At 64.9% G+C, this 21,745-nt stretch carries 18 protein-coding genes; 7 read left to right on the top strand and 11 right to left on the bottom strand.

Annotated features, from left to right (window positions below):
• Positions 1-25 precede the first annotated feature (25 nt).
• The 6 genes from Q0C17_RS10150 to Q0C17_RS10125 all read right to left on the bottom strand — a co-directional run bounded on the left by Q0C17_RS10150 (position 26) and on the right by Q0C17_RS10125 (position 8,581).
• Positions 26-3,034, bottom strand: coding sequence for a 2-oxoglutarate dehydrogenase E1 component (locus Q0C17_RS10150; RefSeq protein ID WP_291205333.1), 3,009 nt, complete (start codon positions 3,032-3,034; stop codon positions 26-28).
• A gap of 141 nt (positions 3,035-3,175) precedes the next feature.
• On the bottom strand, positions 3,176-4,078 hold the full coding sequence (gene sucD, locus Q0C17_RS10145; protein ID WP_291205330.1) for a succinate--CoA ligase subunit alpha: 903 nt from the start codon (positions 4,076-4,078) through the stop codon (positions 3,176-3,178).
• A 5-nt stretch (positions 4,079-4,083) separates the two neighbouring features.
• Positions 4,084-5,277 (bottom strand): ADP-forming succinate--CoA ligase subunit beta, encoded by a 1,194-nt coding sequence (sucC, locus tag Q0C17_RS10140; protein WP_291205327.1) that lies wholly within the window; start codon positions 5,275-5,277, stop codon positions 4,084-4,086.
• A gap of 240 nt (positions 5,278-5,517) precedes the next feature.
• On the bottom strand, positions 5,518-6,759 hold the full coding sequence (locus Q0C17_RS10135) for an MFS transporter (protein WP_291205324.1): 1,242 nt from the start codon (positions 6,757-6,759) through the stop codon (positions 5,518-5,520).
• A gap of 12 nt (positions 6,760-6,771) precedes the next feature.
• The gene (locus tag Q0C17_RS10130) at positions 6,772-7,935 is read right to left on the bottom strand and encodes an alkaline phosphatase D family protein (RefSeq protein WP_291205321.1); all 1,164 of its coding nucleotides are present in this window, start codon (positions 7,933-7,935) and stop codon (positions 6,772-6,774) included.
• 88 nt (positions 7,936-8,023) lie between these two features.
• Positions 8,024-8,581, bottom strand: a complete 558-nt coding sequence (locus Q0C17_RS10125) for a DUF2306 domain-containing protein (RefSeq protein WP_291205319.1) — start codon at positions 8,579-8,581, stop codon at positions 8,024-8,026.
• 204 nt (positions 8,582-8,785) lie between these two features.
• On the opposite strand from Q0C17_RS10125, the gene Q0C17_RS10120 reads away from it, so the two are divergent.
• Positions 8,786-9,511: a LytTR family DNA-binding domain-containing protein gene (locus Q0C17_RS10120; protein ID WP_291205317.1), complete on the top strand. Its 726-nt coding sequence runs from the start codon at positions 8,786-8,788 to the stop codon at positions 9,509-9,511.
• Here Q0C17_RS10120 and Q0C17_RS10115 read toward each other — a convergent pair.
• From Q0C17_RS10115 to rsfS, 3 genes are all read right to left on the bottom strand, one after another.
• Positions 9,508-10,812, bottom strand: coding sequence for a TAXI family TRAP transporter solute-binding subunit (locus tag Q0C17_RS10115; RefSeq protein ID WP_291205315.1), 1,305 nt, complete (start codon positions 10,810-10,812; stop codon positions 9,508-9,510). The genes Q0C17_RS10120 and Q0C17_RS10115 overlap by 4 nt on opposite strands.
• A 225-nt stretch (positions 10,813-11,037) precedes the next feature.
• Positions 11,038-11,502 (bottom strand): 23S rRNA (pseudouridine(1915)-N(3))-methyltransferase RlmH, encoded by a 465-nt coding sequence (locus tag Q0C17_RS10110; RefSeq protein ID WP_291205312.1) that lies wholly within the window; start codon positions 11,500-11,502, stop codon positions 11,038-11,040.
• Between the two features lie 3 nt (positions 11,503-11,505).
• Positions 11,506-11,847, bottom strand: a complete 342-nt coding sequence (gene rsfS, locus Q0C17_RS10105) for a ribosome silencing factor (protein ID WP_291205450.1) — start codon at positions 11,845-11,847, stop codon at positions 11,506-11,508.
• Positions 11,848-12,106: 259 nt separating this feature from the next.
• Here rsfS and Q0C17_RS10100 point away from each other — a divergent pair, with 259 nt between their 5' ends.
• From Q0C17_RS10100 to Q0C17_RS10090, 3 genes are read left to right on the top strand one after another with little or no spacing between them, the layout of a single operon-like run.
• Complete coding sequence (locus tag Q0C17_RS10100; protein ID WP_291205308.1) at positions 12,107-12,811, top strand: BON domain-containing protein; 705 nt, start codon at positions 12,107-12,109, stop codon at positions 12,809-12,811.
• 38 nt (positions 12,812-12,849) lie between these two features.
• Positions 12,850-13,818 (top strand): glutathione synthase, encoded by a 969-nt coding sequence (gshB, locus tag Q0C17_RS10095; RefSeq protein WP_291205304.1) that lies wholly within the window; start codon positions 12,850-12,852, stop codon positions 13,816-13,818.
• Between the two features lie 9 nt (positions 13,819-13,827).
• On the top strand, positions 13,828-14,172 hold the full coding sequence (locus Q0C17_RS10090) for a hypothetical protein (protein ID WP_291205302.1): 345 nt from the start codon (positions 13,828-13,830) through the stop codon (positions 14,170-14,172).
• Between the two features lie 5 nt (positions 14,173-14,177).
• Here Q0C17_RS10090 and Q0C17_RS10085 read toward each other — a convergent pair whose 3' ends face one another.
• Complete coding sequence (locus Q0C17_RS10085; RefSeq protein ID WP_291205300.1) at positions 14,178-15,347, bottom strand: alpha/beta hydrolase; 1,170 nt, start codon at positions 15,345-15,347, stop codon at positions 14,178-14,180.
• Positions 15,348-15,441: 94 nt separating this feature from the next.
• On the opposite strand from Q0C17_RS10085, the gene Q0C17_RS10080 reads away from it, so the two are divergent.
• On the top strand, positions 15,442-16,128 hold the full coding sequence (locus Q0C17_RS10080; protein ID WP_291205297.1) for a VOC family protein: 687 nt from the start codon (positions 15,442-15,444) through the stop codon (positions 16,126-16,128).
• Between the two features lie 101 nt (positions 16,129-16,229).
• Positions 16,230-16,640 carry a helix-turn-helix transcriptional regulator gene (locus Q0C17_RS10075; RefSeq protein WP_291205294.1) on the top strand — a complete coding sequence of 137 codons (411 nt, stop codon included), beginning with the start codon at positions 16,230-16,232 and terminating at the stop codon, positions 16,638-16,640.
• A 6-nt stretch (positions 16,641-16,646) separates the two neighbouring features.
• Here the strand turns inward: Q0C17_RS10075 and mutS are convergent, their stop codons facing one another.
• Positions 16,647-19,271 (bottom strand): DNA mismatch repair protein MutS, encoded by a 2,625-nt coding sequence (mutS, locus tag Q0C17_RS10070; protein WP_291205290.1) that lies wholly within the window; start codon positions 19,269-19,271, stop codon positions 16,647-16,649.
• A 194-nt stretch (positions 19,272-19,465) separates the two neighbouring features.
• Here mutS and Q0C17_RS10065 point away from each other — a divergent pair, with 194 nt between their 5' ends.
• A complete protein-coding gene (locus tag Q0C17_RS10065) occupies positions 19,466-21,742 on the top strand; it encodes an NADP-dependent malic enzyme (protein ID WP_291205287.1) in 2,277 nt (758 codons plus the stop codon).
• The last annotated feature ends 3 nt before the right edge of the window (positions 21,743-21,745 follow it).

Below are 21,745 nucleotides of genomic sequence, written 5' to 3'. Positions count from 1 at the left end.
TGTCCGGAGGGATTGCTGGAGGAGGTCAGGACGACACGACCCGGTCATCGACCGGATCGGGCGACAGCGCGATCTTGATGAGCGAGGCCTGTTCAGCCTGGTGTTTCGACAGGAGGCCGGTGGCCGTGGCAGCGCTCGGCGGACGGCCCGAGTATTTCGGCCGTGGCTGCGTGTAGCCGGCCTGCGCGGCGCACCATTCGATCTCGTCACGGATGAAGGTCCAGCCGCCCATGTTGCGCGGCTCTTCCTGACACCAGACGATCTCGGCCTGCGGGAAGCGCTTCAGTTCAGTAACCAGCGACTTGCGCGGGACCGGGTAGAACTGCTCGACGCGCAGGAGGTAGATGTCGTCAGCGCCGGAAGCCTCGCGGGCTTCGAACAGGTCGTAATAGACCTTGCCCGAGCAGAGCACGACGCGGCGGATCTTGTTGTCCTTGACGAGCTTCACCTTGCCTTCCCGGCCCGGCGTTTCAGCGTCGTCCCAGAGGATGCGGTGGAAGGTGGACTTGGCGTTCATGTCGTCAATGGTCGAGGTGGCCAGCTTGTGGCGCAGCAGCGACTTCGGCGTCATGATCACCAGCGGCTTGCGGAACTCGCGGTGGATCTGGCGGCGCAGGGCGTGGAAATAGTTCGACGGCGTCGTCAGGTTGCACACCTGCATGTTATCTTCTGCGCACATCTGCAGGAAGCGCTCAAGGCGGGCCGAGGAATGCTCCGGGCCCTGACCTTCATAGCCATGCGGCAGCAGCATCACGAGGCCGGACATGCGCAGCCATTTGCGCTCGGCGCTCGAAATGAACTGGTCGAAATAGACCTGCGCGCCGTTGCAGAAGTCACCGAACTGGGCCTCCCAAAGCGTCAGCGTGTTCGGATCGGCAAGCGAATAGCCATACTCGTAGCCGAGCACCGCTTCTTCGGAGAGGAGCGAGTCGATCACTTCATACGGCGCCTGCTTGTCGCTGATGCGGTTCAGCGGCGTAACGCGTTCGCCGGTCGTCTGGTCGACGAGGTGGCTGTGGCGCTGCACGAAGGTGCCGCGGCCGCAATCCTGGCCGGAGAGGCGCACGGGGAATCCTTCGTCGAGGAGGCTCGCGAAAGCGAGGTGTTCGGCGCCGCCCCAGTCGATTTCCTTGCCGGTCTCGTAGCTTTCGCGGCGGCGGGCGATAACGCGGTCGACTGTCTTGTGGACATCCACACCTTCCGGCACCCGCGTGATCGCCTCGCCGAGTTCCTTGAGCTTGGCTTTTGCCACGCCCGTCTTGCCGCGGCGGTCATCGTCGATCGGCAGGCTGAAGCCCGACCAGTGGCCTTCCAGCCAGTCTGCCTTGTTGGTTTTCAGGTCCTTGGCGGCGGTGAAGGCCTTTTCGAGAAAGTCCTCGAATTCCTTGACCTGGGCCTCGACCTGTTCGGCCGTCAGCAGGCCTTCGGCGACAAGGCGCTTGCCGTAGATCTCGCGCGTGGACGGAAGATCGCGGATGACCTTGTACATGACCGGCTGGGTCATCGTCGGATCGTCGCCTTCGTTGTGACCGAAGCGGCGATAGCAGAACATGTCGATGACAACGTCCTTGCTGAACTTCTGACGGTATTCGGTGGCAACCTTCGCGGCGTAGACGACCGCTTCCGGGTCATCGCCGTTGACGTGGAAGATCGGCGCCTGGACGGCCAGCGCCACATCCGATGGATAGGGCGAGGAGCGCGAGTACATCGGGCTCGTGGTGAAACCGATCTGGTTGTTGACGATGAAGTGGATCGTGCCGCCCGTGCGGTAGCCCTGCAGGCCCGAGAGGGCGAAGCATTCGGCAACGACACCCTGACCTGCAAACGCGGCATCCCCGTGCAGCAGGAGCGGCATCTTGGTGGTGCGGTCGAGCTTGCCCTTCTGGCGCGATTCCGTGAACTGCTTGGCGCGGGTGCGGCCGAGAACGACGGGGTTCACCGCTTCAAGGTGCGAGGGGTTGGCGTTCATGGTGAGGTGGACGGTGTTGCCGTCGAACTCACGGTCAGACGAAGCCCCGAGGTGGTATTTCACATCGCCCGAACCGAAGGTGCCGGCGCCCTGCGTTGAGCCGCCCTGGAACTCGTGAAAGATCTTGTCATAGCTCTTGCCCATCACGGCAGCGAGCATGTTGAGGCGGCCGCGGTGGGGCATGCCGACAACGATCTCGTTCACGCCGAGAGCGCCGCCGCGCTTGATAATCTGCTCCAGCGCCGGAACTGCGGCTTCGCCGCCATCGAGGCCGAAGCGTTTCGTGCCGGGGAAGCGCTTATGCAGGAAGCGCTCGAAGGTTTCCGCTTCGATCAGTTTGCGGAGGATCGCGAACTTGCCTTCGCGGGTGAAGGCGACGCCCTTGTCAGGACCTTCGATGCGTTCCTGCAGCCAGGCTTTCTCGGCGGGGTCCGAGATGTGCATGAACTCGATGCCGAGGGTCGAGCAATAGGTCCGCTTCAGGATCTCGAGCATCTCGTTGACGGTGGCGCGCTCGAGGCCGAGCACGTTGTCGATGAAGATCGGGCGATCGCGGTCTTCCGGCTTGAAGCCGTAGGTGGCGGGGTCGAGTTCAGGCTGCTCGCCGAAGCCGGACAGGCGCAGCGGGTCGAGCTGGGCGGCGAGGTGGCCGCGGATGCGGTAGGCGCGGATCATCATGATCGCGCGGATGGAATCCTTCACCGACTGCGAGATGTCGGCCGGGGCTGCGCCCGGGCTGGCTGTCTTGATCTTCTTCTCGAGCTTCGTCTCGATCTGCGCCCAGTTGCCGTCGAAAGCAGCAACCTCGTCGCCGGCTTTCGCCTGCGGCCAGCCATCGCGTTTCCAGCTCGCGCCTTTGGCGTTGGAGGTGGCAGCGGCCGCATCATCGCCGAGATCGGCGAAGAAGGCGCGCCAGCTCTCCGGCACGGAAGCAGGGTCCTTCGCATAGGCGGCCTGCATCTGCTCGATCCAGAGCGCCGAGCCGCCGTACAGGAACGCTGTTTCCAGCATCGCGGAATTGCCGGAGCTGCGGGGACCGTTCACCGGGCTGCCATCGTCTGCCATAGAAAAATCATCCTTCCAGAGCTGCCGCCCCCGGGACGCATGTGGGGGCGGATAATGCCGCCTGCAGGTCACGGGCTGCAGAGCCCCGCCCGCAGCCACGTGCCTCAGGCATCGCGGCTGCAAGCTATACCCTAGGGTCTTCTAACCCTTTAACACTTCGACCAGCGTCGTACCAAGGCGGGCCGGACTTGGGCTTACACGGATTCCCGCAGCTTCCATCGCTGCAATCTTGGATTCCGCATCCCCCTTCCCGCCCGAGACGATCGCACCGGCATGGCCCATGGTACGGCCTTTCGGGGCGGTACGGCCCGCGATAAAGCCGGCCATCGGCTTCTTGCGGCCACGCTTGGCCTCGTCGATCAGGAACTGCGCGGCTTCTTCTTCGGCCGAGCCGCCGATTTCGCCGATCATGATGATCGATTTCGTCTCGTCATCGGCGAGGAACATTTCCAGCATGTCGATGAACTCGGTGCCCTTGACCGGGTCGCCGCCGATTCCGACTGCGGTGGTCTGCCCGAGGCCGGCATTGGTGGTCTGAAACACGGCTTCATAGGTCAGCGTGCCGGAGCGCGAGACGATACCGACAGAGCCCTTCTTGAAGATGGAGCCCGGCATGATGCCGATCTTGCACTCGTTGGCCGTGATGATCCCCGGGCAGTTCGGCCCGATGAGGCGCGACTTGGAGTTCTTCAGCTTGGCCTTGACGCGGACCATGTCCATGACCGGCACGCCTTCGGTGATGCAGACGATCAGCGGGATTTCCGCGTCGATGGCTTCCTCGATAGCTGCAGCAGCGCCCGCCGGCGGGACATAGACGACCGAGGCGGTCGCGCCGGTCTTGGCCTTGCCTTCGGCAACGGAGGCAAAGATCGGCAATTGCTTGCCGTTCGCTGCCGTCCACAACTCGCCGCCCTTCTTGGGGTGGATACCACCGACCATCTGGGTGCCGTAATAGTCAAGCGCCTGGCTGGTGTGGAACGAGCCGGTATTGCCCGTCATGCCTTGCGTCAGGACTTTCGTGTTCTTGTCGATCAGAATGGACATGACGATTAACCCCGCACCGCTTTGACAATTTTCTGGGCCGCATCGTCGAGATCGTCTGCGGGAATGACGTTCAGACCGCTTTCGCGGATGATCTTCTTGCCGAGATCGACGTTCGTGCCTTCAAGGCGCACGACGAGCGGAACGGCGAGATTGGTTTCCTTCACGGCTGCGATCACGCCTTCGGCGATGACGTCGCATTTCATGATGCCGCCGAAGATGTTCACGAGGATGCCCTTCACATTGGGGTCCTTCATGATGATCTTGAAAGCGGCCGCCACCTTCTCTTTGCCGGCGCCGCCGCCGACATCGCAGAAGTTTGCCGGCTCTTCGCCGTACAGCTTGATAATGTCCATGGTTGCCATGGCGAGGCCGGCGCCGTTGACCATGCAGCCGATCGTGCCGTCGAGCGCGATATAGGCAAGGTCCCATTCAGCCGCTTCGAGTTCCTTGGCGTCCTGTTCGGTTTCGTCCTTCAGCGCGGCGACGTCCGGGTGGCGGAAGATCGCGTTACCGTCGAAGGAGACCTTCGCGTCGAGGACGCGCAGGTGACCGTTCTTCATGACGATAAGAGGGTTTACCTCGAGCATCGCCATGTCCTTCTCGGTGAAGGCCTTGTAGAGGATCGGGAAGAGCTTTTCGCCGTCGCTGGCGGCGGTGCCGGTCAGGTTCAGCGCCTTGTTGAGCTTGGCGGAATCTGCAGCTGTGACGCCTTTCAGCGGGTCGATCTGTACGGTGAGGATTTTCTCGGGCGTGTCATGCGCGACGGCTTCGATGTCCATGCCGCCTTCGGTCGAGACGACGAAGGCCACGTTGGAGGTGGAGCGGTCCACGAGAATGGAGAGGTAGAGTTCTTTCTCGATGTCGGCGCCGTCTTCGATATAGAGGCGGTTGACCTGCTTGCCGGCGGCGGAGGTCTGCGCGGTGACGAGGTGTTTGCCGAGCATGGCTTCGGCGTGCTTGCGCACGTCGTCCTTGTTGAAGGCCAGGCGGACGCCGCCCTTCTCGCCGGCTTCCTTCTCGATGAACTTGCCCTTGCCACGCCCACCGGCGTGGATCTGGCTTTTCACGACCCACAGGGGACCGGGGAGCGAATCAACGGCTTTCTGCACATCTGCCAGCGACAGGACCGGCACACCGTCAGCCACCGGCGCTCCGAAGGACTTCAGCAGCGCCTTCGCCTGATATTCGTGAATATTCATGGAGTTTTCCCTGTTCGGGGGCAGGACTGGTCGCCTCTCGCCAGCCTCTCCCCCTTGTGGTTCGCGCGCTATATACCAGCGAAAACGCCTGTAGCAATCGCCTGAGTACTAGGGTTTGGACCCAGAGGTCATGATTTGCCCCAAGGTCAATCTGCGGCGCCGGACTCGCGCGTGGAGAGATCGGCGGCCGGAATCTGTGGTCTCCCCAGCGGGGAATTCCTGCACCATGCGCTCAACCCGCTATGCCGGGTCGGGAGCGCGCGGGTCCGGGACGGCCACGCCGGCCGATGTTGCTTCAACCGGCAGGAAGGCTTCAGGCGCGACCGTCGCAGGGGGCGGGCGGACACGGCTGCGGACGAGCATGATTGCGGCCAGCAGGAAAAGCCCGAAAGCCGCAAGGCCGAACAGGGCCTGCGGCCCGCCGAGGCTCATCGCCACGCCCGACAGGATCGGCCCGACCACCGAGCCTGCCGCCCAGACAAACAGGATACCGCTCATCACTTGCGGAATCCGCCCCGGTCCGGCGCGGTCAATCGCATGGGCCAAACTCACGCCGTAGAACGAGAACGCGCCTGCACCCCACAGGCACAGCAAGGCGAGCACCACCGGTTCGCTGAAACCTGTGGCCCCGACCGCCAGCGCCAGCGCCGCGGCGCCCGAGAACAGGGACAGCCCGGCGACCACGAGGCGCCGCTCCACCCGGTCGGAAATCCGTCCGGCCGGCCATTGCACCAGCAATGCGCCGGCAGCGGCCGCCGCAGCCGCCCAGGCCGCCGCACCGGTTCCGCCCCCGCCGATAGCGAAGGTGCTTGTCCAGGCTGGCAGCAGGGCCAGTGTGCCCGTGTTGATTAGTCCGGCGAGGAAGCACCCGATCACGGCCGAGGGAGCGAGCCGGAAAAGATCCAGCGCGCGCATGACCTCCCGGGCCGGCGGAGCAGGTTCCGACAGCCGGGTCAGGCACAGGGTGACGAGTGACAGGCAGAGCAGGATCGACACCCAGCTGAGACCGCGCGGATCGAGCGCCGAGAGCCCAAAGGCAAGAAAAGGGGCGAGCAGGCCGGCAATCCGGGACAGGAAGTAGTAGAACCCCATCATGTCGCCGCGCCGCTCTTTGGGTGCGGCTTGCCCCAGCCAGCTTTCGGCGCTGGCAAACAACAGGCCGAAGCCGATGCCCTGCATAACGCGCGCCGCGCCCCAGGCGGTGATGCCGGGCACCATGCCCATCACCAGAGCGCAGACAGCCGTGATAGCGGCGGCGGCGGCATAAAGGCGTATCGTGCCGTAGCGGCCCAGCAAGGCGGGTCCTGCCCAGGCGCCCGCCATGAAACCCGCCGAGTAAAGCGCGCCGACCAGCCCGGTAAGGGTCTCACTGGCCTTGAGTTCCGTCAGCCCGACCGGCGTGATCACACCCATGAAACTTGCCGCCGCCTGCATGAGGCAGATCGCAAGGATCAGCGTGATCACATTCCTGTAGCCCGACATATGCCTTCATGTTCAGCGGAAGCTGGCAGTTAACTCCCGCACACGCTCGCCGGAGTTGGCGTGAATCGCAAGGCTCACCGTGCCGGCCGTCCAGTCGATTCCGATCGCGCCGTAGTTTTCCGGCGGATACCCTGCCCCGACCTGGACGGTATCCGTTTCTTCCGTCGTGGCGGCGAAGGAGACGTTGAGCGAGGAGGCCGTGATCTCGCTGACCGGGTAAGGCAGCGCAGTGTTGCTGGTGTAGAGGAAGCCGGAGTGGCGGTCGCCGGAGACGAAGACGACGCCTTTGGCTTCGGTCTCGCGCACCAGCCGGTAGAGGCGCTGCTGTTCGATTGGCAGGATCGACCAGGCTTCGTAGCCGTGGACGGTCGGCAAGACCTGGACCGAGGAGACAATCAGGCGCAGGTCGGCCGGATCCTGCAACCGGTTTTCCAGCCAGGTCCACTGGTCGTTGCCCAGCATGTCCTGTTCGGGATCGGCCGACGGCAGGTAGCGTTCCTTGCCTTTCTGGTTCCAGGCGTCCGTTGGGGTCAGCGGCGAACGGAAGAAGCGCGTGTCGAGCACGATAACCTGCGTACGCTGACCTTCGGGGCCGAAGGTGCGGGCGTAGTAGGTGCCGGGATAGGCGCCTACATCTTCATTCTCGAGGCCCCAGAAGCGTTCGTGGATCCGCTCGGCAAGTCGGCGGAATGGAAAGTCCCGGCCCGCGTCATTGGCCCCGAAATCATGGTCGTCCCAGGCAACCATCATCGGGAACTTCGCGCGCACGGCCTTGAAATCCTCGCGCGCGGCCAGGTCGCTGAAGCTGGCGCGCAGCTCGTTCAGTTCGGGCTGGTTGTTGACATAGGCCGGGCCGTCACGGTCGCCGTAGACATTGTCGCCGATCATCAGGAAGAGGTCGGCGTCCTCGCCGGCGAGGGAGCGCATCGCGGCGCTGTCGGATTTTTCTTCGTCGAAGCAGGAGGCGACCAGGATACGGGTCAGCGGCTTTGACGCGTCGAGCGGCCGGCCAGCCGGGGCGCGCGGAAAAAAGTCATCCGGCAGCGTGCGGTAGTACGGCTCGAGCGCTTCATCAGCGCTCCTGGGCGCAAATACATCGCCGATCAGCGGCAGTTCAGCCGGTGACTGGCAGGCCGCGAGCAGCGACAGGATTGCGAGTGATGTGAGTTTTTGCATGGTTGCCTCCTCAGCGCCGCTACGGCCCCGAGGAGGTTCTAGCCGGGTTATGCGACAGCTGTAAGGCGTCGATGGAAACCGGGCGCGATCAGGCGGTGAAGAAGAGGCTCCACATCAGCCGGCCCGGCAGGAAGGTGAAGAGACCGGCAATCAGCATGCCGCCCATGAAGAGGCCGGTCATCGTCCTGCGATGCTGCGCGATGTTGCGGCGGCGGGCCGCCGCGAGGCCCATCGGCAGGAGGATGATCGTCCAGCCGGAAAGGAGATGGATAAAGCTGTAGGTGTCGCCGTTGAGGCCGGAGAGGAAGAGCGAACTGATCGCCGTGACGCCCATCGTGACGATCCATGTGTAGCCGAGGACGCGGTGAACCGAACGGCCCTTCACTCCGAGGAGAAGACTGGTGCCGATGGCGAACGAGAGCACTGCCCCGGCGATGTGGGCCTGGAGCACCGGCGAGATTTCGAGCAGCGGCGAGAGGTCGACGTGCCAGCGCACGGCGCCAACGCCTTGGCCTGCAAGGATGGCGTTCGACAACCAGGCATAGCCCGCTGCCGCGCCGGCCACGAGCAGCTTGTTGCCATGACGCTCGTGCAGGCGCCGGAGGGAAAAGGACGGGGCGAAGCGGGGGGCGACAAGGTCGGTCATCGGTCTGGACTCCTCTGGTGGTGTGGCCGGTTTCTGGACGGCTTTGCGTCCGGCCCGCCCAACATCCTCGCCCCTTCCCGGGCCCGCCACCGGGACTACGTGATCTGGCTGGAATCCTTCGCGAAATGCCGCCATTACCGTTCACGAAGCGCGAAATGAGGGCCCAAATTCCGCATGCGTCCACCCAAGGACAGGCAAACCCGCTTGAAGGAGGTTGGTGTCTATGCAGGCGCCGCGCTGTTCCTGTCGATCATCGGTCCGTTCAATGCGACCCCCGGTTTTCCCGGATGGGCCATCTTCGTCTACTGGTTTGCCTTGATCCTCCTTGGCAGCCTGGCTGCGGAAGTGGCAGGCCGCTGGCTAGACCGGACTTTTCCGGCCCTGCCCTTGCCTCTCAATCTCGCCTTGCTGTCGGTTGCTGCGGCCATCGTCGTGACCTGCGCCCTGTTGGCATTCGAGACCTTCGTCATGAGCCGAAGGATGCCGCTCGGCTACGCGCCCAGAATATTCGGCCTGGTCTGGGTAATCTCCGCAGCCATGACGGCGGTGGGCTATATGGCAGAGAAGTCGATCGCCGCGCAGCCGCCAGCCGATGCTCCGGAAGGGGCCGGGCCGGTCGAGACCTTCCTCGCCCGCCTGCCCCTCAAGTTCCGCCAGGCCGAGCTGCATGCCGTTTCTTCCGAGGATCATTACCTGCGCGTGCACACCAGCCTTGGCGAGGAGCTGATCCTGATGCGGCTGGCGGATGCGGTGCGCGAACTGGAGGGCGGCGGCGGGCTGCAGGTGCACCGCTCCTGGTGGGTGGCAAAGGCGGCGGTGCGCGACGTGAAGCGCCAGGGCGGCAAGGTCTTTCTCGTGCTCGCGTCCGGCAAGGAGGCGCCGGTCTCGCGCACGTTCATGGCAGAGGCAAAGGCGGCGGGACTGGCCTAAATGACGGGCGGGGCCGGAGGCGGCGACGCCGGCGCAGTATCGAGCAGTTGTTTCACGAAGGCGACATGGCTGCGAAGGCGGTAGAGGTCGTCATTGTAGGAAAGCGGGACTTCCAGCTTGCCGATATCGGCCTGCAGGCGTTCGAGGCGGCTGATGACAGAGGTGCGCGGCTCGCCGGACGGCGTGGCGCGGCCTTCCTCTTCGAGCGCGCGCAGGTCTCTGTACCAGACATAGATGCGGCGGCGGACGCGCCACCGGTAGATCGGCGGGGCGGCGCGCACCAGCGGGAAGGCCAGTGTCAGCAACGGAATAGCCAGGACCCAGGCGCGGTCGAGGAAATTGGCGACAGTGAACGGAAAGTACCGTCTGAGGAAGGACGGGCCGTCGCGGTAGAAGCGCGTCGTCTGCTTGCTGACGGGCAACTCGGTCGCCCCGGCATTGGGAAAGCGGCCTGCCTGCGAGAACAGGCTTTTCTCCGAGTGAATGGCGAGCGCGGCGTCCAGCAGGATAGCCTCGATGGCCGGGTGTACGTCGCCGCGCACGACAAGCTGGGAGACCGCCGCGACCAGCGGAACGTCGCGTTCCGGGATGTCGGCACCGATGTCCGCAATGCCGCGCAGAAGGGTGACGGAAGCGAGGCCGTCGGTGCGCCGGGCGATGGCCTCGGCGCGTTCGAACGGCAACAGGCGCAAACCTTCTGTGCGCAGCAAGGCTGTGATGTAGGGCGCGTCCGGAGAGGCGGCGAAGGCGGCGGCATCAATCTCGCCGGACTGCAACGCGGCCTCCGCCTCGCGGGTCGAGAGGCCGAGGCGCGCGCTGCTGGCCCAGCCCTCGCCATAGGCGGACTGAAGCGTGAGGGCGAGCGCCCGTGTGCCAGAGCCTTCCGGACCGATCGAGACACGCCGGTTCTTGAGATCGCCGAAATCGGTTGCCGGGACACCGTCGCGCACGAAGACCCAGAAAGGCTCCTCGAACATGCCGCCCAGGGAGCGCAGCTGCTTTTCCTCGCTGACACCGGTCAGGCCGCCCTGCACCAGCGCAACGTCGATGAAGTCGTCCTCCAGCAGACGAAGATTGTCGATCGAGCCGGCGGTGTCGACGAGTTCGACGGTGACGCCCTGCGCCTCGAGCAGACGCTGGTAGCGCTCCGCATAGGCGTGATAGGCCCCGCCCGGGGCGCCGGCGCCGAACCGGATGGTCTTCGGTGGCGCAGGGTCCATCAGGAACAGCGCCAGGATAAAACCAGCCAGGGCAATCGCGATCACCGGTCCGTAAATGCGCCACATGTCCCGGCCCGGCATGAATCCCCATCTCCTGCTTCAATAACTTCCTTAAAGCCCCTGCCCCGGGTGCGGCAACCGGCGACAGAATTTGCACCCTGACTGATCCAGTCCGGCGCCGGTGCGTAGACAGGCTAAGATGACGCTTGCGCCGCCCCTGCTGGCTGGCGAGGCTGACATCCAGGGCCTCAGCTTTCCTCCCCCCTGACGCCGGGGCCCTTCCCCTCCTCCCGGAGCACGCAAATCTCACGCCTTGTGATAAGGGGTGCCGGCGAGGATCGTCAGGGCGCGATAGAGCTGTTCGGCGAGCATTGCTCGCACCAGCCGGTGTGGCCAGGTCTGCGCCCCGAAGGCAAGGGTTTTAGGCACGCTGCGGCGCACCTCGGCGGAGAAGCCTTCGGCGCCGCCGATCAGAAAGACGGCGTCGCGCAGGCCCTCGTCGCGCCAGGCGGCAAGCCGGCGGGCAAGTTCGGCAGATGTGAGGTTTTCCCCGGATTCATCGAGACGCAGGCATCTGGCGCCATCCGGAAGGCGGGCAATCAGGCGGGCGCCTTCGGCTTCAAGACTGCCGCCGCTGGCGACTTCGTGTTCTTCGGGGCCGCGGAAACCGAGTTGGCGGGCGAGCGGCAGGCCCCGGCCGAGATAGTCATCCGTAAGGCTGCGTTCCGGGCCATCCTTCAGGCGCCCGACCCCGACAATCTGCAGCCGCATGGTTCAGGAGGACGCGCGCGCAGTCCGGTGGGCCGACTGGTCCGACATCCAGATTTTTTCGAGATTGTAGAATTCGCGCACTTCCGGGCGGAACAGGTGGACGATCACATCGCCCGTATCGATCAGGACCCAATCCGCGTTAGCCATGCCTTCGACGCTGGCCGGGCGGCCGGTCAGGCGTTTCGCCTCCTGGGCGACATGTTCGGCAAGCGCAGCGACGTGCCGTCCGGAACGGCCCGATGCGATGATCATGAAGTCGGCGAGGGAAGATTTGCCCTGAAGTTCGATGAAGGCCAGATCCTCGGCCTTGTCGTCTTCGAGGACTTTCGAGAGCGCCTCAGCCAGCCGCTTGATATCGGCAAGCGAGACAGTCTTTGGGGGCTCAACCCGGGATTTGGCGGATGACAGGGCAAGGGCTCCTTCTGCGTCTGTGGGCCAAACCTATCATGCAGAGGCTTTCGCAACCAGAAAAAAGACGCAGCTGTGGGCACCCGGGGCGTTTTGTTCACAAGCTATACAGGGTTTCATTAGGAAGATGCCCGAGTTTCGCCCTATCTTGCGGGTAATGAAGTTTCATCCACCGTGACTTCCGGGATATGTCTCCATGCGTACCGTTTTCCTCCTGCCTGCCCTTCTCGCCTCGCTTCCCCTGACGGGCTGCGCCGCCGCTGTCGTCGGCACGGCAGGAGCCGCCGCGCTGACATCGGTCCAAGAAAAGACCATGGGCGAGGCCCTCGATGATGCGACCGCGTCAAACGAGATCAAGGCCAAGCTGCTCAACGAAAGCGGCGCCAAGTACGGCGAAGTGGACGTAGAAGTCTCCAACGGGCTGGTATTGCTGTCAGGCCGGGTGAACGCACCCGAAGACCGCACCTACGCCGAAGGCATCGCCTGGAGTTCGTCGCGCACGCAGGACGTGGCCAACGAGATCCGCATCGAGGCCCCCGGCGGGTTCATGTCGAACCTGTCAGATGAAATCATCACCGGCCGGGTTCGTGCCCGCCTGATCGGCTCCAGCAAGGTCAAGAGCGTCAATTTCAATATCGAGACCTATGGCGGCGTCGTCTACCTCATGGGAATCGCCCGCGACACCGAAGAGCTGCGCCGGGCCGCCGAGGAAGCCAGCATCGTGGGCGGGGTGAACCAGGTGGTCTCCTATGTCCGGGTGCGCGATGAGGCCGGGCGCGCGGTGGAGCCGGTAACCACACAAACACCGGCTCCCACTTATCAACCGGCCCCTGACGCGTCATATACGACCGAGCCGCTGACCGAACTGCACGGCGCCAGCTACGACACAGGAAGCCGCTGACACCGCGCGCCTTCCGTAATTACGGGGGCACACGCCGCGTGACACTACGCATCGCAATCCAGATGGACCCGCTGGAGCGGGTCAATATTGACGGGGACACGACCTTCGCCCTTGCCGAGGTCGCACAGGCGCGCGGGCACCAGATTTTCGTCTACGGCGTCGGCGACCTCGCCTGGACCGAAGGACGCGTGACGGCGCGCGCGCGCCCGGCCCGGGTGCAGCGGGTGCGCGAGACGCCCGGCCTGTTCGGTGAGAGCGTGACCCTGGACCTGGCGAAGGACACGGATGTGATCCTGATGCGGCAGGACCCGCCGTTCGACATGGGATACATCACCGCCTGTCACCTGCTGGAAGAGGTTTCCGGCCAGACGCTGGTGCTGAATGACCCGGCCGGCGTGCGTTCCAGTCCCGAAAAGATCTTCCCGCTGATGTTCCCGGACATCATGCCGCCAACGCTGGTCACGCGCGACCGGGCGGTCATCGATGCGTTCCGCGCCAAGCACCATGACATCATCGTTAAGCCGCTCTACGGGCATGGCGGGGCCGGCGTGTTCCGGCTGACGGAAGCCGATTCCAACCTCGACTCGCTGCTGGAACTCTTCCTCGGCCGCTCCGGTGAGCCGGTGATGGTGCAAGCCTTTCTGCCGGCGGTCGCGGACGGCGACAAGCGCATCATCCTCATCGACGGCGAACCAGTGGGAGCGATCAACCGCAAGCCGAAAGCAGGCCAGGTCCGCTCGAACCTCGTGGTCGGCGGCACCGCCGAGGCGACTGTCCTGTCAGCCGCCGACACGCATATCTGCGCGCGGATTGGCCCCGAACTGAAGCGCCGGGGGCTGATGCTGACCGGGATCGACGTGATCGGCGGGCGATTGACGGAGGTGAATGTCACCTCCCCGACAGGACTTCAGGCGCTCAAACGGCTATCCGGCATTGATGCGCCGGCAAAATTCTGGGACGTTGTTGAAACCAAGCTCGCAGCCCGTGCGTTGCAGCCCCAAACCTGAGGAATCTCGATGAAACCGGTCGCTGCCCTTCTCGTGCTTTCGCTCGCCAGCCTTGGCGCCGCCTCTACAGCCGCTGCAGAGCCGGCGGCCGAGGCCGCCGAAGTGCGCGGCACGCTGAACCTCAATGTCGGACGCAGCAATGACCAGGCCGGGCGCCTGATCATCGGCTCAGCGCCTGGCGCGGGCGGCGGCGGCCTGATCATCGCGCCGGGATCGTCGGGTGCGAGCTTCGAAGACGTGCCCGACCTTGGCATCCAGCTGGAAAACGAGCCGGAAACGACAGAAGCGTTGCTGGAAGTGCAGCCCGCACCGGCGCCGTCCGACGAGGACGATATCGTCCGCCTTCCGGACTGATCCGCTCAACCGGACAGGCCTTCCTGCTCCAGCCAGTCCGAGCAAACCCTGACCGCCTGCGGCAGCAGGTCGGGGCGCTCGATATAATAGTGATCCGCGCCCTGAATGTCGTGATAGGCCCTGCGGCCATGGGCAACCGCATCGAACAGGCGGCGCGCATGGCTGGGCGTGCAGGCGAGATCGGCGGTATTGTTGATGACCAGCACCGGGCAGGAAATGCGCGAGGCATTGCCGAGACCGTCGGCATTGGTCGTGTCATATCCCCATTGCGAGAGCCATGAGCGCAGCGTCGTGAAGCGGGCGAGGCCGACCGGGCCGTCATTGGCAATACGCGGCTCGCCGAGATAGCAGGTATAGGGGCGCCGGTCGGAGGGCTCCTGCGCCGGGTCAGTCCAGCAAACGCTCGACATTGTTCCGTGTACGGTAAATGCACGCTCAGCATTGTCCTCGCCCTTGCGGCGCAAGTTTGCCAGCGTGTCCTTGACCCATGCCGTGATGCGGCGATTGCGGGCGAGCTGGGCGGCGCGGAATCTGGCGACGAAGTCCTCCGTATAGGGAGGCTGCGCAGGGCATGCCGGATCATAGATGTTGAGCGCAGGATCGCGCTCGAAGGGGCGGGTCTCGTCGGTGATCGAGGGGTCCATCCATTCGGTCAGCGTGATGGCGCGGCTGACATGCGCGGCGAGCAGCATGATGCCGTCAGCCGGCGGCAGGGATTTCTTCGTCAGGTCGTAAGGGTCGCCGGCCGGGGTGTGCGTGATCGTCGGATTCTCCGCCTGGTCCTGGTAGAACAGTGAGAGCGAGCCGCCGCCGGACCAGCCGCCGAGGATGACCCGTTTGTAGCCGAGCCGGGAGCGGGCGTGTTCGATACAGGCGCCGAAATCGGCGGCGCATTTCTCCATGATCAGCGCGGTGTCATTCCCCCGGTAGCGTGTGTTGGCATAAATGACGTGCTGGCCACTGCGCGCCAGAGCAGAAACCAGCGGCAGGAAAGCGCCGCCGCCGATCGGGTGAGAGAAAATGATCACGCTCTCGGCGGCAGTGCCCGCCGGATAGATGCGCATGCATTCGACGGCGACATTGTCCCCTGCCCCGCCATAGACATCCTTGAAGCTGGAAGGGTCCTTGTGGATCACCAGATAGGGTTCCCGGACGATTTCCCCTGCGCCAGCCATCTGTAAGCCTCCTTGCCCTTTTGTCTGTGGGGTGCACATTATGCGGCAGAACGGCCCTGTCCATGTGGCCGCAGGGTCAAGGGAGGATCGCGGGATGATCAAGGCGAACGGCATTCATCACATTGCCATCATGGCGGCGGACATCCGCGAGCATATTGCGTTCTTCTCGGACGTGATGGGCTTCCAGCTGTCGGCTCTGTTTGACATGCACGGAGTACCCGGCGGCGTGCATGCCTTCCTGCACATGGACGATCATTCCTACTTTTCGGTCGTGCAGCTTCCGGCGGTAAAGGACATTCCGATTCAGCTGGGCGTGACACATGCCGGCACTGGCGCGGGGCCGTCCGCCCCCGGAACGATGCAGCACCTCGCCTTCCGGGTGGACACGCTGGACGACCTGCTCGCAATCCGCGACCGGATCCGCACCAAGGGCATCAATGTCATCGGCCCGATGGACCATGCGATGTGCCATTCGATCTATTTTGCGGGGCCGGACAACATGACGCTGGAAGTCGCCTGCTCGACCGTGCCGATTGATCCGCGCGCCTGGATCGATCCGGCAGTGGTGGAGAAGGTCGGCATTACGCCGGCGGAACTCGAAACCTTCAAGTCGCCCGATCCCTACGCGGGCGACGGCGGGCGTGTGAAACAGCCGCCCTATGACCCCGCCAAGCCGCATCAGGCCTACCCGGAGCCGATGTACAAGGCGATGATCGCGGCGCCGGACGAGCTGATCCTGAAGAGCACCAAGTTCGAGCCGCCGGTAAAGGTTACCGCCTGACCCGGCGGGCCGGCGCGCCCGGCCTATGCACGCAGCAGTCGAATCTGGCCTGCAGCTTGCAGCGTCCAGCGCTGGAAAACCTGTCGGGGCCGGAGACTGCATTGCCTACACGTGACGAAACTTCGCCCGCGCACGAAGCGCGCAAGCCCACCGATGCTGACCGATTTGTCGGCCAGCGGCTGCGGCAGGGGCGGCGCGAACTGGGCCTGACGCAGGAAGGCCTTGCCGCATTGCTGGGCGTCACCTTTCAGCAGATCCAGAAATACGAGGCAGGACATAGCCGCCTGTCGGCCGGCCGGCTTCTTGAAATTGCGCAGGCCCTAGCCCGTCCCATCAGCTGGTTTTACGAGCCGTTCGAGATTGCCGGAAACACCGATGCGGGTCGTGGGCATAGCTTGCAGGCCCATGACCTGAAGCGGGATGCGCGCCGTCTCGTGGAAGAGATCGGTGATGTCGAAAGCCTTCAGGCGGCCGTGCGCGTGCTGGAAGCCCTCGCGCTTCGCCCGCGCTGAGCGCGCCTAGAGGCTACCTTTGACGATGGCCTTGAGTTCATAAAGCGCAGCGAGCGCGTCGCGCGGGCTGAGAGCGTCCGGATCCAGTGCATCGAGGACAGCGAGGACCGCTTCGGCTTCCGGCGCGGCGCCGGCGGGCGCAGCCGCAAACAGCGGCAGGCTTTCGGCGGCGGACGGACCCGCTTCCAGTTGCTTGAGGATTTGTGCGGCGCGGCTGACGGCGCTGCGCGGCAGGCCTGCGAGGCGGGCAACCTGCACGCCGTAGGAGCGGTCTGCCGGGCCGGGCTGAACTTCGTGCAGGAAGATCAGCTCCTGCTTCCATTCGCGGGCCTTCAGACTGGCATTGGCTGCGCCGGGCAGTTCGCCTGCGAGCGCTGTGAGCTCGTGATAGTGTGTGGCGAAGATCGCGCGGCAACGGGTCTGCTCGTGCAGGTGTTCGACCGCGGCCCAGGCGATCGCGAGGCCGTCCCAGGTGGCGGTGCCGCGGCCGACCTCGTCGAGGATGACGAAGCTGTCCGGCGTCGCCTGGTTCAGGATGGCGGCCGTCTCGACCATCTCGACCATGAAGGTGGAGCGCCCGCGCGAAAGATCGTCCGAGGCGCCGACGCGGGAGAAGACGCGGTCGGCGAGGCCGAGGCGCATCGACGCGGCGGGGACGTAACAGCCCGCCTGCGCGAGGATGACGGCGAGGGCGGACTGGCGCAGGTAGGTCGACTTGCCGGCCATGTTCGGACCGGTGACGAGCAGGAAGCGCGGCGCGGTCTTGCCGGCCGCGTCGAGGCAAAGATCGTTCGCCGTGAATCCCTTCCCTTCCCGGCGCAGCGCTGCCTCGACCACAGGGTGACGAAGGCTCTTGGCCTCAAAGACCGGCGCAGTGTCGATCACCGGACGCACGCCGCCGGCCTCGCCGGCCCAGACGGCATTGCCGGCGGCAACATCGATGTCCGCGATCGCGGCGGCAACGCGCGCCAGCACTTCCCTTTGCGCCGACACGCGCGCGCAGAAGCCGTCGAACAGCGCGATCTCAAGCGCCTTTGATTCCTCTTCGGCGCGGCTGATACGGCCAGCAAGTTCGGCAAGCTCCGTGGTCGAGAAGCGCACGGCGCCGGACATGGTCTGGCGGTGGATGAAGTCGTTCGCGAGAGGCGGCTTCAGCAGCGGGTCGGCAAGGCGTGCCGGGACTTCGATGAAGTAGCCGAGGACGTTGTTGAACTTGATCTTCAACGAGTTGATACCGGTTGCATCGGCGTAGCGGCCCTGCATTTCGGCAATCACACGGCGGCTGTCCTCGCGCAGGCTGCGGACCTCGTCGAGCGCAGTGTTCCAGCCCGGCGCGATGAAGCCGCCGTCGCGCGCGAGCAGCGGCGGCGCATCGGTCATCGCCTTGCCGAGATCGGCGGCGAGTGCAGCGAGATCGCCTGCATCCGAGAGGCTAAGCGTATGCGCCGCGGCGGCCAGGCGCGCGGCCGGCGGATTGGCCGAGCGCAAAAGGGTCCGTGCGGACTGCAGGCCGGATGTCAGGGCGCGGGCGAGCGCCTGCAGGTCGCGCGGGCCGCCCCGGCCGAGGGCGAGGCGCATGGCGGCGCGTTCAAGATCCGGCGCGGCCTTCAGCGATGCGCGCACGTCGGTGAGCAGCGTGCGGTCCCCGGTGAAATAGCTGACAGCGTCCAGCCGGGTCTCGATCTCGGCGCGTTCGCGCGACGGCCGGGCCAGCTGCGCGGCGAGAAGACGGGCGCCGGGCGCTGTCACCGTGCGGTCGATGGCGGCCAGCAGCGAGCCTTCGCGGCCACGCGTGAAGGAGCGGTCGATCTCGAGACTGGCGCGGGTGGCTGGGTCAATCAGCAGGGCACCACCGGGCTCGCCGCGTTTCGGCGGGCCAAGGCGCGCGGGGCGGCCGGCCTGGGTGAGCTTCACATAGTCGAGGAGGAGCCCGGCGGCGGCGAGTTCCGCCTTCGAAAAATCGCCGAGACCATCGAGGGCGGCAACCCCGAAGGCTTCCTTCAGGAGAGCTTCACCGGATTTCGGCGTACCGGTGCGGGCGGGTCGCTCGGTGACGGGCGCGGCCGTGATCTCGCGCAGACCCGCGAGGATGGGCCGGTCGCGCTCGGCTTCCGAGATCACAAGCTCGCTCAGCGGCCAGGCGAGCAGCGCATCACCGATCCGGGCGGGCTCCAGCGCCGTGAGTTCGAACAGGCCCGTGGAAACATCGCAGACCGCGAGCGCCGCCTCGCCCTGCCCTGTGAAGGCGAGCGCCGCGAGGGCCTGGCCCTGGCGGGCGGGCAGGAGCGTTTCCTCGGTGAGCGTGCCGGGCGTGACGACGCGGACGATTTCCCGGCGCACGATGGATTTGGAGCCGCGCTTCTTCGCTTCGGCCGGACTTTCGGTCTGCTCGCAGACTGCAACCCGGCAGCCAGCCCTGATCAGACGGGCGAGGTAGCCCTCGGCTGCATGATAGGGCACGCCGGCCATCGGGATGGGGGCGCCGTCATGCTCGCCGCGCGAGGTGAGCGTAATGTCGAGGATGCCCGCCGCGGTTACGGCATCCTGGAAGAAAAGCTCGTAGAAATCGCCCATCCGGAAGAACAGGAGGGCGTCCGGCTGCTCTGCCTTGATCGATAGGTACTGCGCCATGAACGGCGTCGGTTCGGACGCAGCGGGGGCAGTCGGGGATTTGGGAGCGGTGTCCGGCATGGGGCACCACGCTAGCCGCTGACTGGAAGATTCGCAAAGGCGGAGGCTGCGGACTGTGCGGATTTGGCTGTTGGCAGGCGCATCGGCGCGGCCTAGACGGGAAACAGGATGTTCCGGAACCAAACAGAGCCCACATGACCACGCAGCGCCCCAGCTTCACCGACCAGGAAGCCCTCGACTTCCACTCGCACCCGACGGCCGGCAAGATCTCGATGATCCCCACCAAGCCTATGGGGACGCAGCGCGACCTGTCGCTGGCCTACAGCCCCGGCGTGGCTATTCCGGTTCTGGCCATCGCTCAGAACGAAGACCTTGCCTATGATTACACCTCCAAGGGCAACCTTGTGGCCGTGATCTCAAACGGCACAGCGATCCTTGGCCTCGGCAACCTCGGCCCGATGGCCTCCAAGCCGGTGATGGAAGGCAAGGCCGTTCTGTTCAAGCGCTTCGCCGATATCGACAGTTTTGATATCGAAGTGAACACGCGCGATGCTGAAGACTTCATCCGCACCGTGCGCAATATCGGCGCGACCTGGGGCGGCATCAACCTTGAAGACATCTCGGCGCCGGACTGTTTCATTATCGAGAGCCGCCTGCGCGAAGAGCTCGACATTCCGGTTTTCCATGACGACCAGCACGGCACGGCAATCATCGCCGCCGCCGGCCTGATCAATGCCTGCCACATCACAGGCCGCAAACTCTCCGACGTGAAGGTTGCCGTCTCGGGCGCCGGCGCGGCCGGGCTTTCGGTGGCCGGCCTCATCCGCCATCTCGGCGTGAAGGGTGAAAACATCCTGCTCTGCGACACCGCCGGCGTGGTGTACGAAGGCCGCACGCAGAAGATGGACCAGTTCAAGTCTGCCTTCGCTGTGAAGACCAAGAAGCGCACGCTGGCCGAGGCCATGGACGGCGCCGACGTGTTCCTTGGCCTGTCGGTCAAGGGCGCGGTGACCAAAGACATGGTGAAATCCATGGCCAAGAACCCGATCATCTTCGCGATGGCCAACCCTGATCCGGAAATCACCCCGGAGGACATCAAGTCCGTGCGCAGTGATGCGATCATTGCCACTGGCCGGTCGGACTATCCCAATCAGGTCAACAACGTGCTCGGCTTCCCGTATATCTTCCGAGGTGCGCTGGATGTCCGTGCCCGGAGTATCAACGAAGAAATGAAGGTGGCCGCTGCGCAAGCGCTTGCCGAGCTTGCCCGCGAGGACGTACCGGACGAAGTGGCCGCCGCCTATCACGGCGCGCGCCCGACCTTCGGCCGGGACTACATCATCCCGACACCCTTCGATCCGCGCCTGATCAGTTTCGTGCCGCCACTTGTGGCCCAGGCCGCGATGGACACGGGTGTGGCCCGCAAGCCGATTACGGACATGGACGCCTACCGGAAGAGCCTGGTGCGCCGCGCCGATCCGTCGGCCGCCTTTCTCCAGGGCGTTCAGGCGAAATGCCGCGAAGTGCAACGCCGCATCGTGTTCGCAGAGGGCGAAGAGGCGGCGGTGGTCCGCGCGGCCTGGAGCTTCAAGAACCAGGGACTCGGCCAGCCGATCCTGATCGGCCGCGAAGCACAGGTCGAGGCGACCATGGAGCAGATGGGCGTGCCGGCCGGCTCGCTCGACATCATCAATGCCCGCCTTTCCGACAACAACCCGGTCTATGTCGATCTTCTCTATGCCCGCCTGCAGCGGAAGGGCTACCTGAAACGGGATGTTCAGCGGCTGGTCAACCAGGACCGCAACGTGTTCGGCGCCTGCATGCTGAAGAATGGCGATGCTGACGGCATGGTGACCGGCGTGACGCGCGCCTATGATGTGGCGCTGAAGGACGCCTTGCTGGTGCTCGACCCGATCCCCGGCCAGGCCGTGATCGGCATGTCGATGGTCATCAACATGGGCAAGACGATCTTCATCGCCGATACGAGCGTGAACGAGCTTCCCGATGGCCAGACGCTGGCGAATATCGCCCTGGAAGCCGTTCGCGGCGTGCGCAGTGTAGGCTTCACGCCGCGGGTTGCGTTCCTGTCCTATTCGACTTTCGGCAACCCGATGGGCGAGCGCGGCGACAAGGTGCGCGACGCGGTCTGTATCCTGGACCGGACACCCGGCATCGACTTCGAGTACGAAGGCGACATGAATGCCGATGTTGCGCTCAACCCGAACCACAAGCTGCTTTACCCGTTCTCGCGCCTTTCAGGCCCGGCCAACGTGCTGGTGATGCCGGCCGTCCACTCGGCGTCGATTGCGACAAACCTGCTGGAACAGATGAGCCGCGCGACGATCATCGGGCCGATGCTGCTAGGTCTGGAAAAGCCGGTGCAGATTGCATCCCTCGGCGCCACCGTGGGCGATATCGTGGACCTTGCCTCGCTGGCCGCCTACGACATCGACCAGGTGCACAGCGCCTGACGG

The sequence above is a fragment of the Hyphomonas sp. genome (assembly GCF_022844445.1).
In the GTDB taxonomy this organism is placed as follows: domain Bacteria; phylum Pseudomonadota; class Alphaproteobacteria; order Caulobacterales; family Hyphomonadaceae; genus Hyphomonas.
The sequence above is the reverse complement of the archived record's forward strand: the minus strand, read 5'-3'. Positions and strand labels throughout refer to the sequence as shown.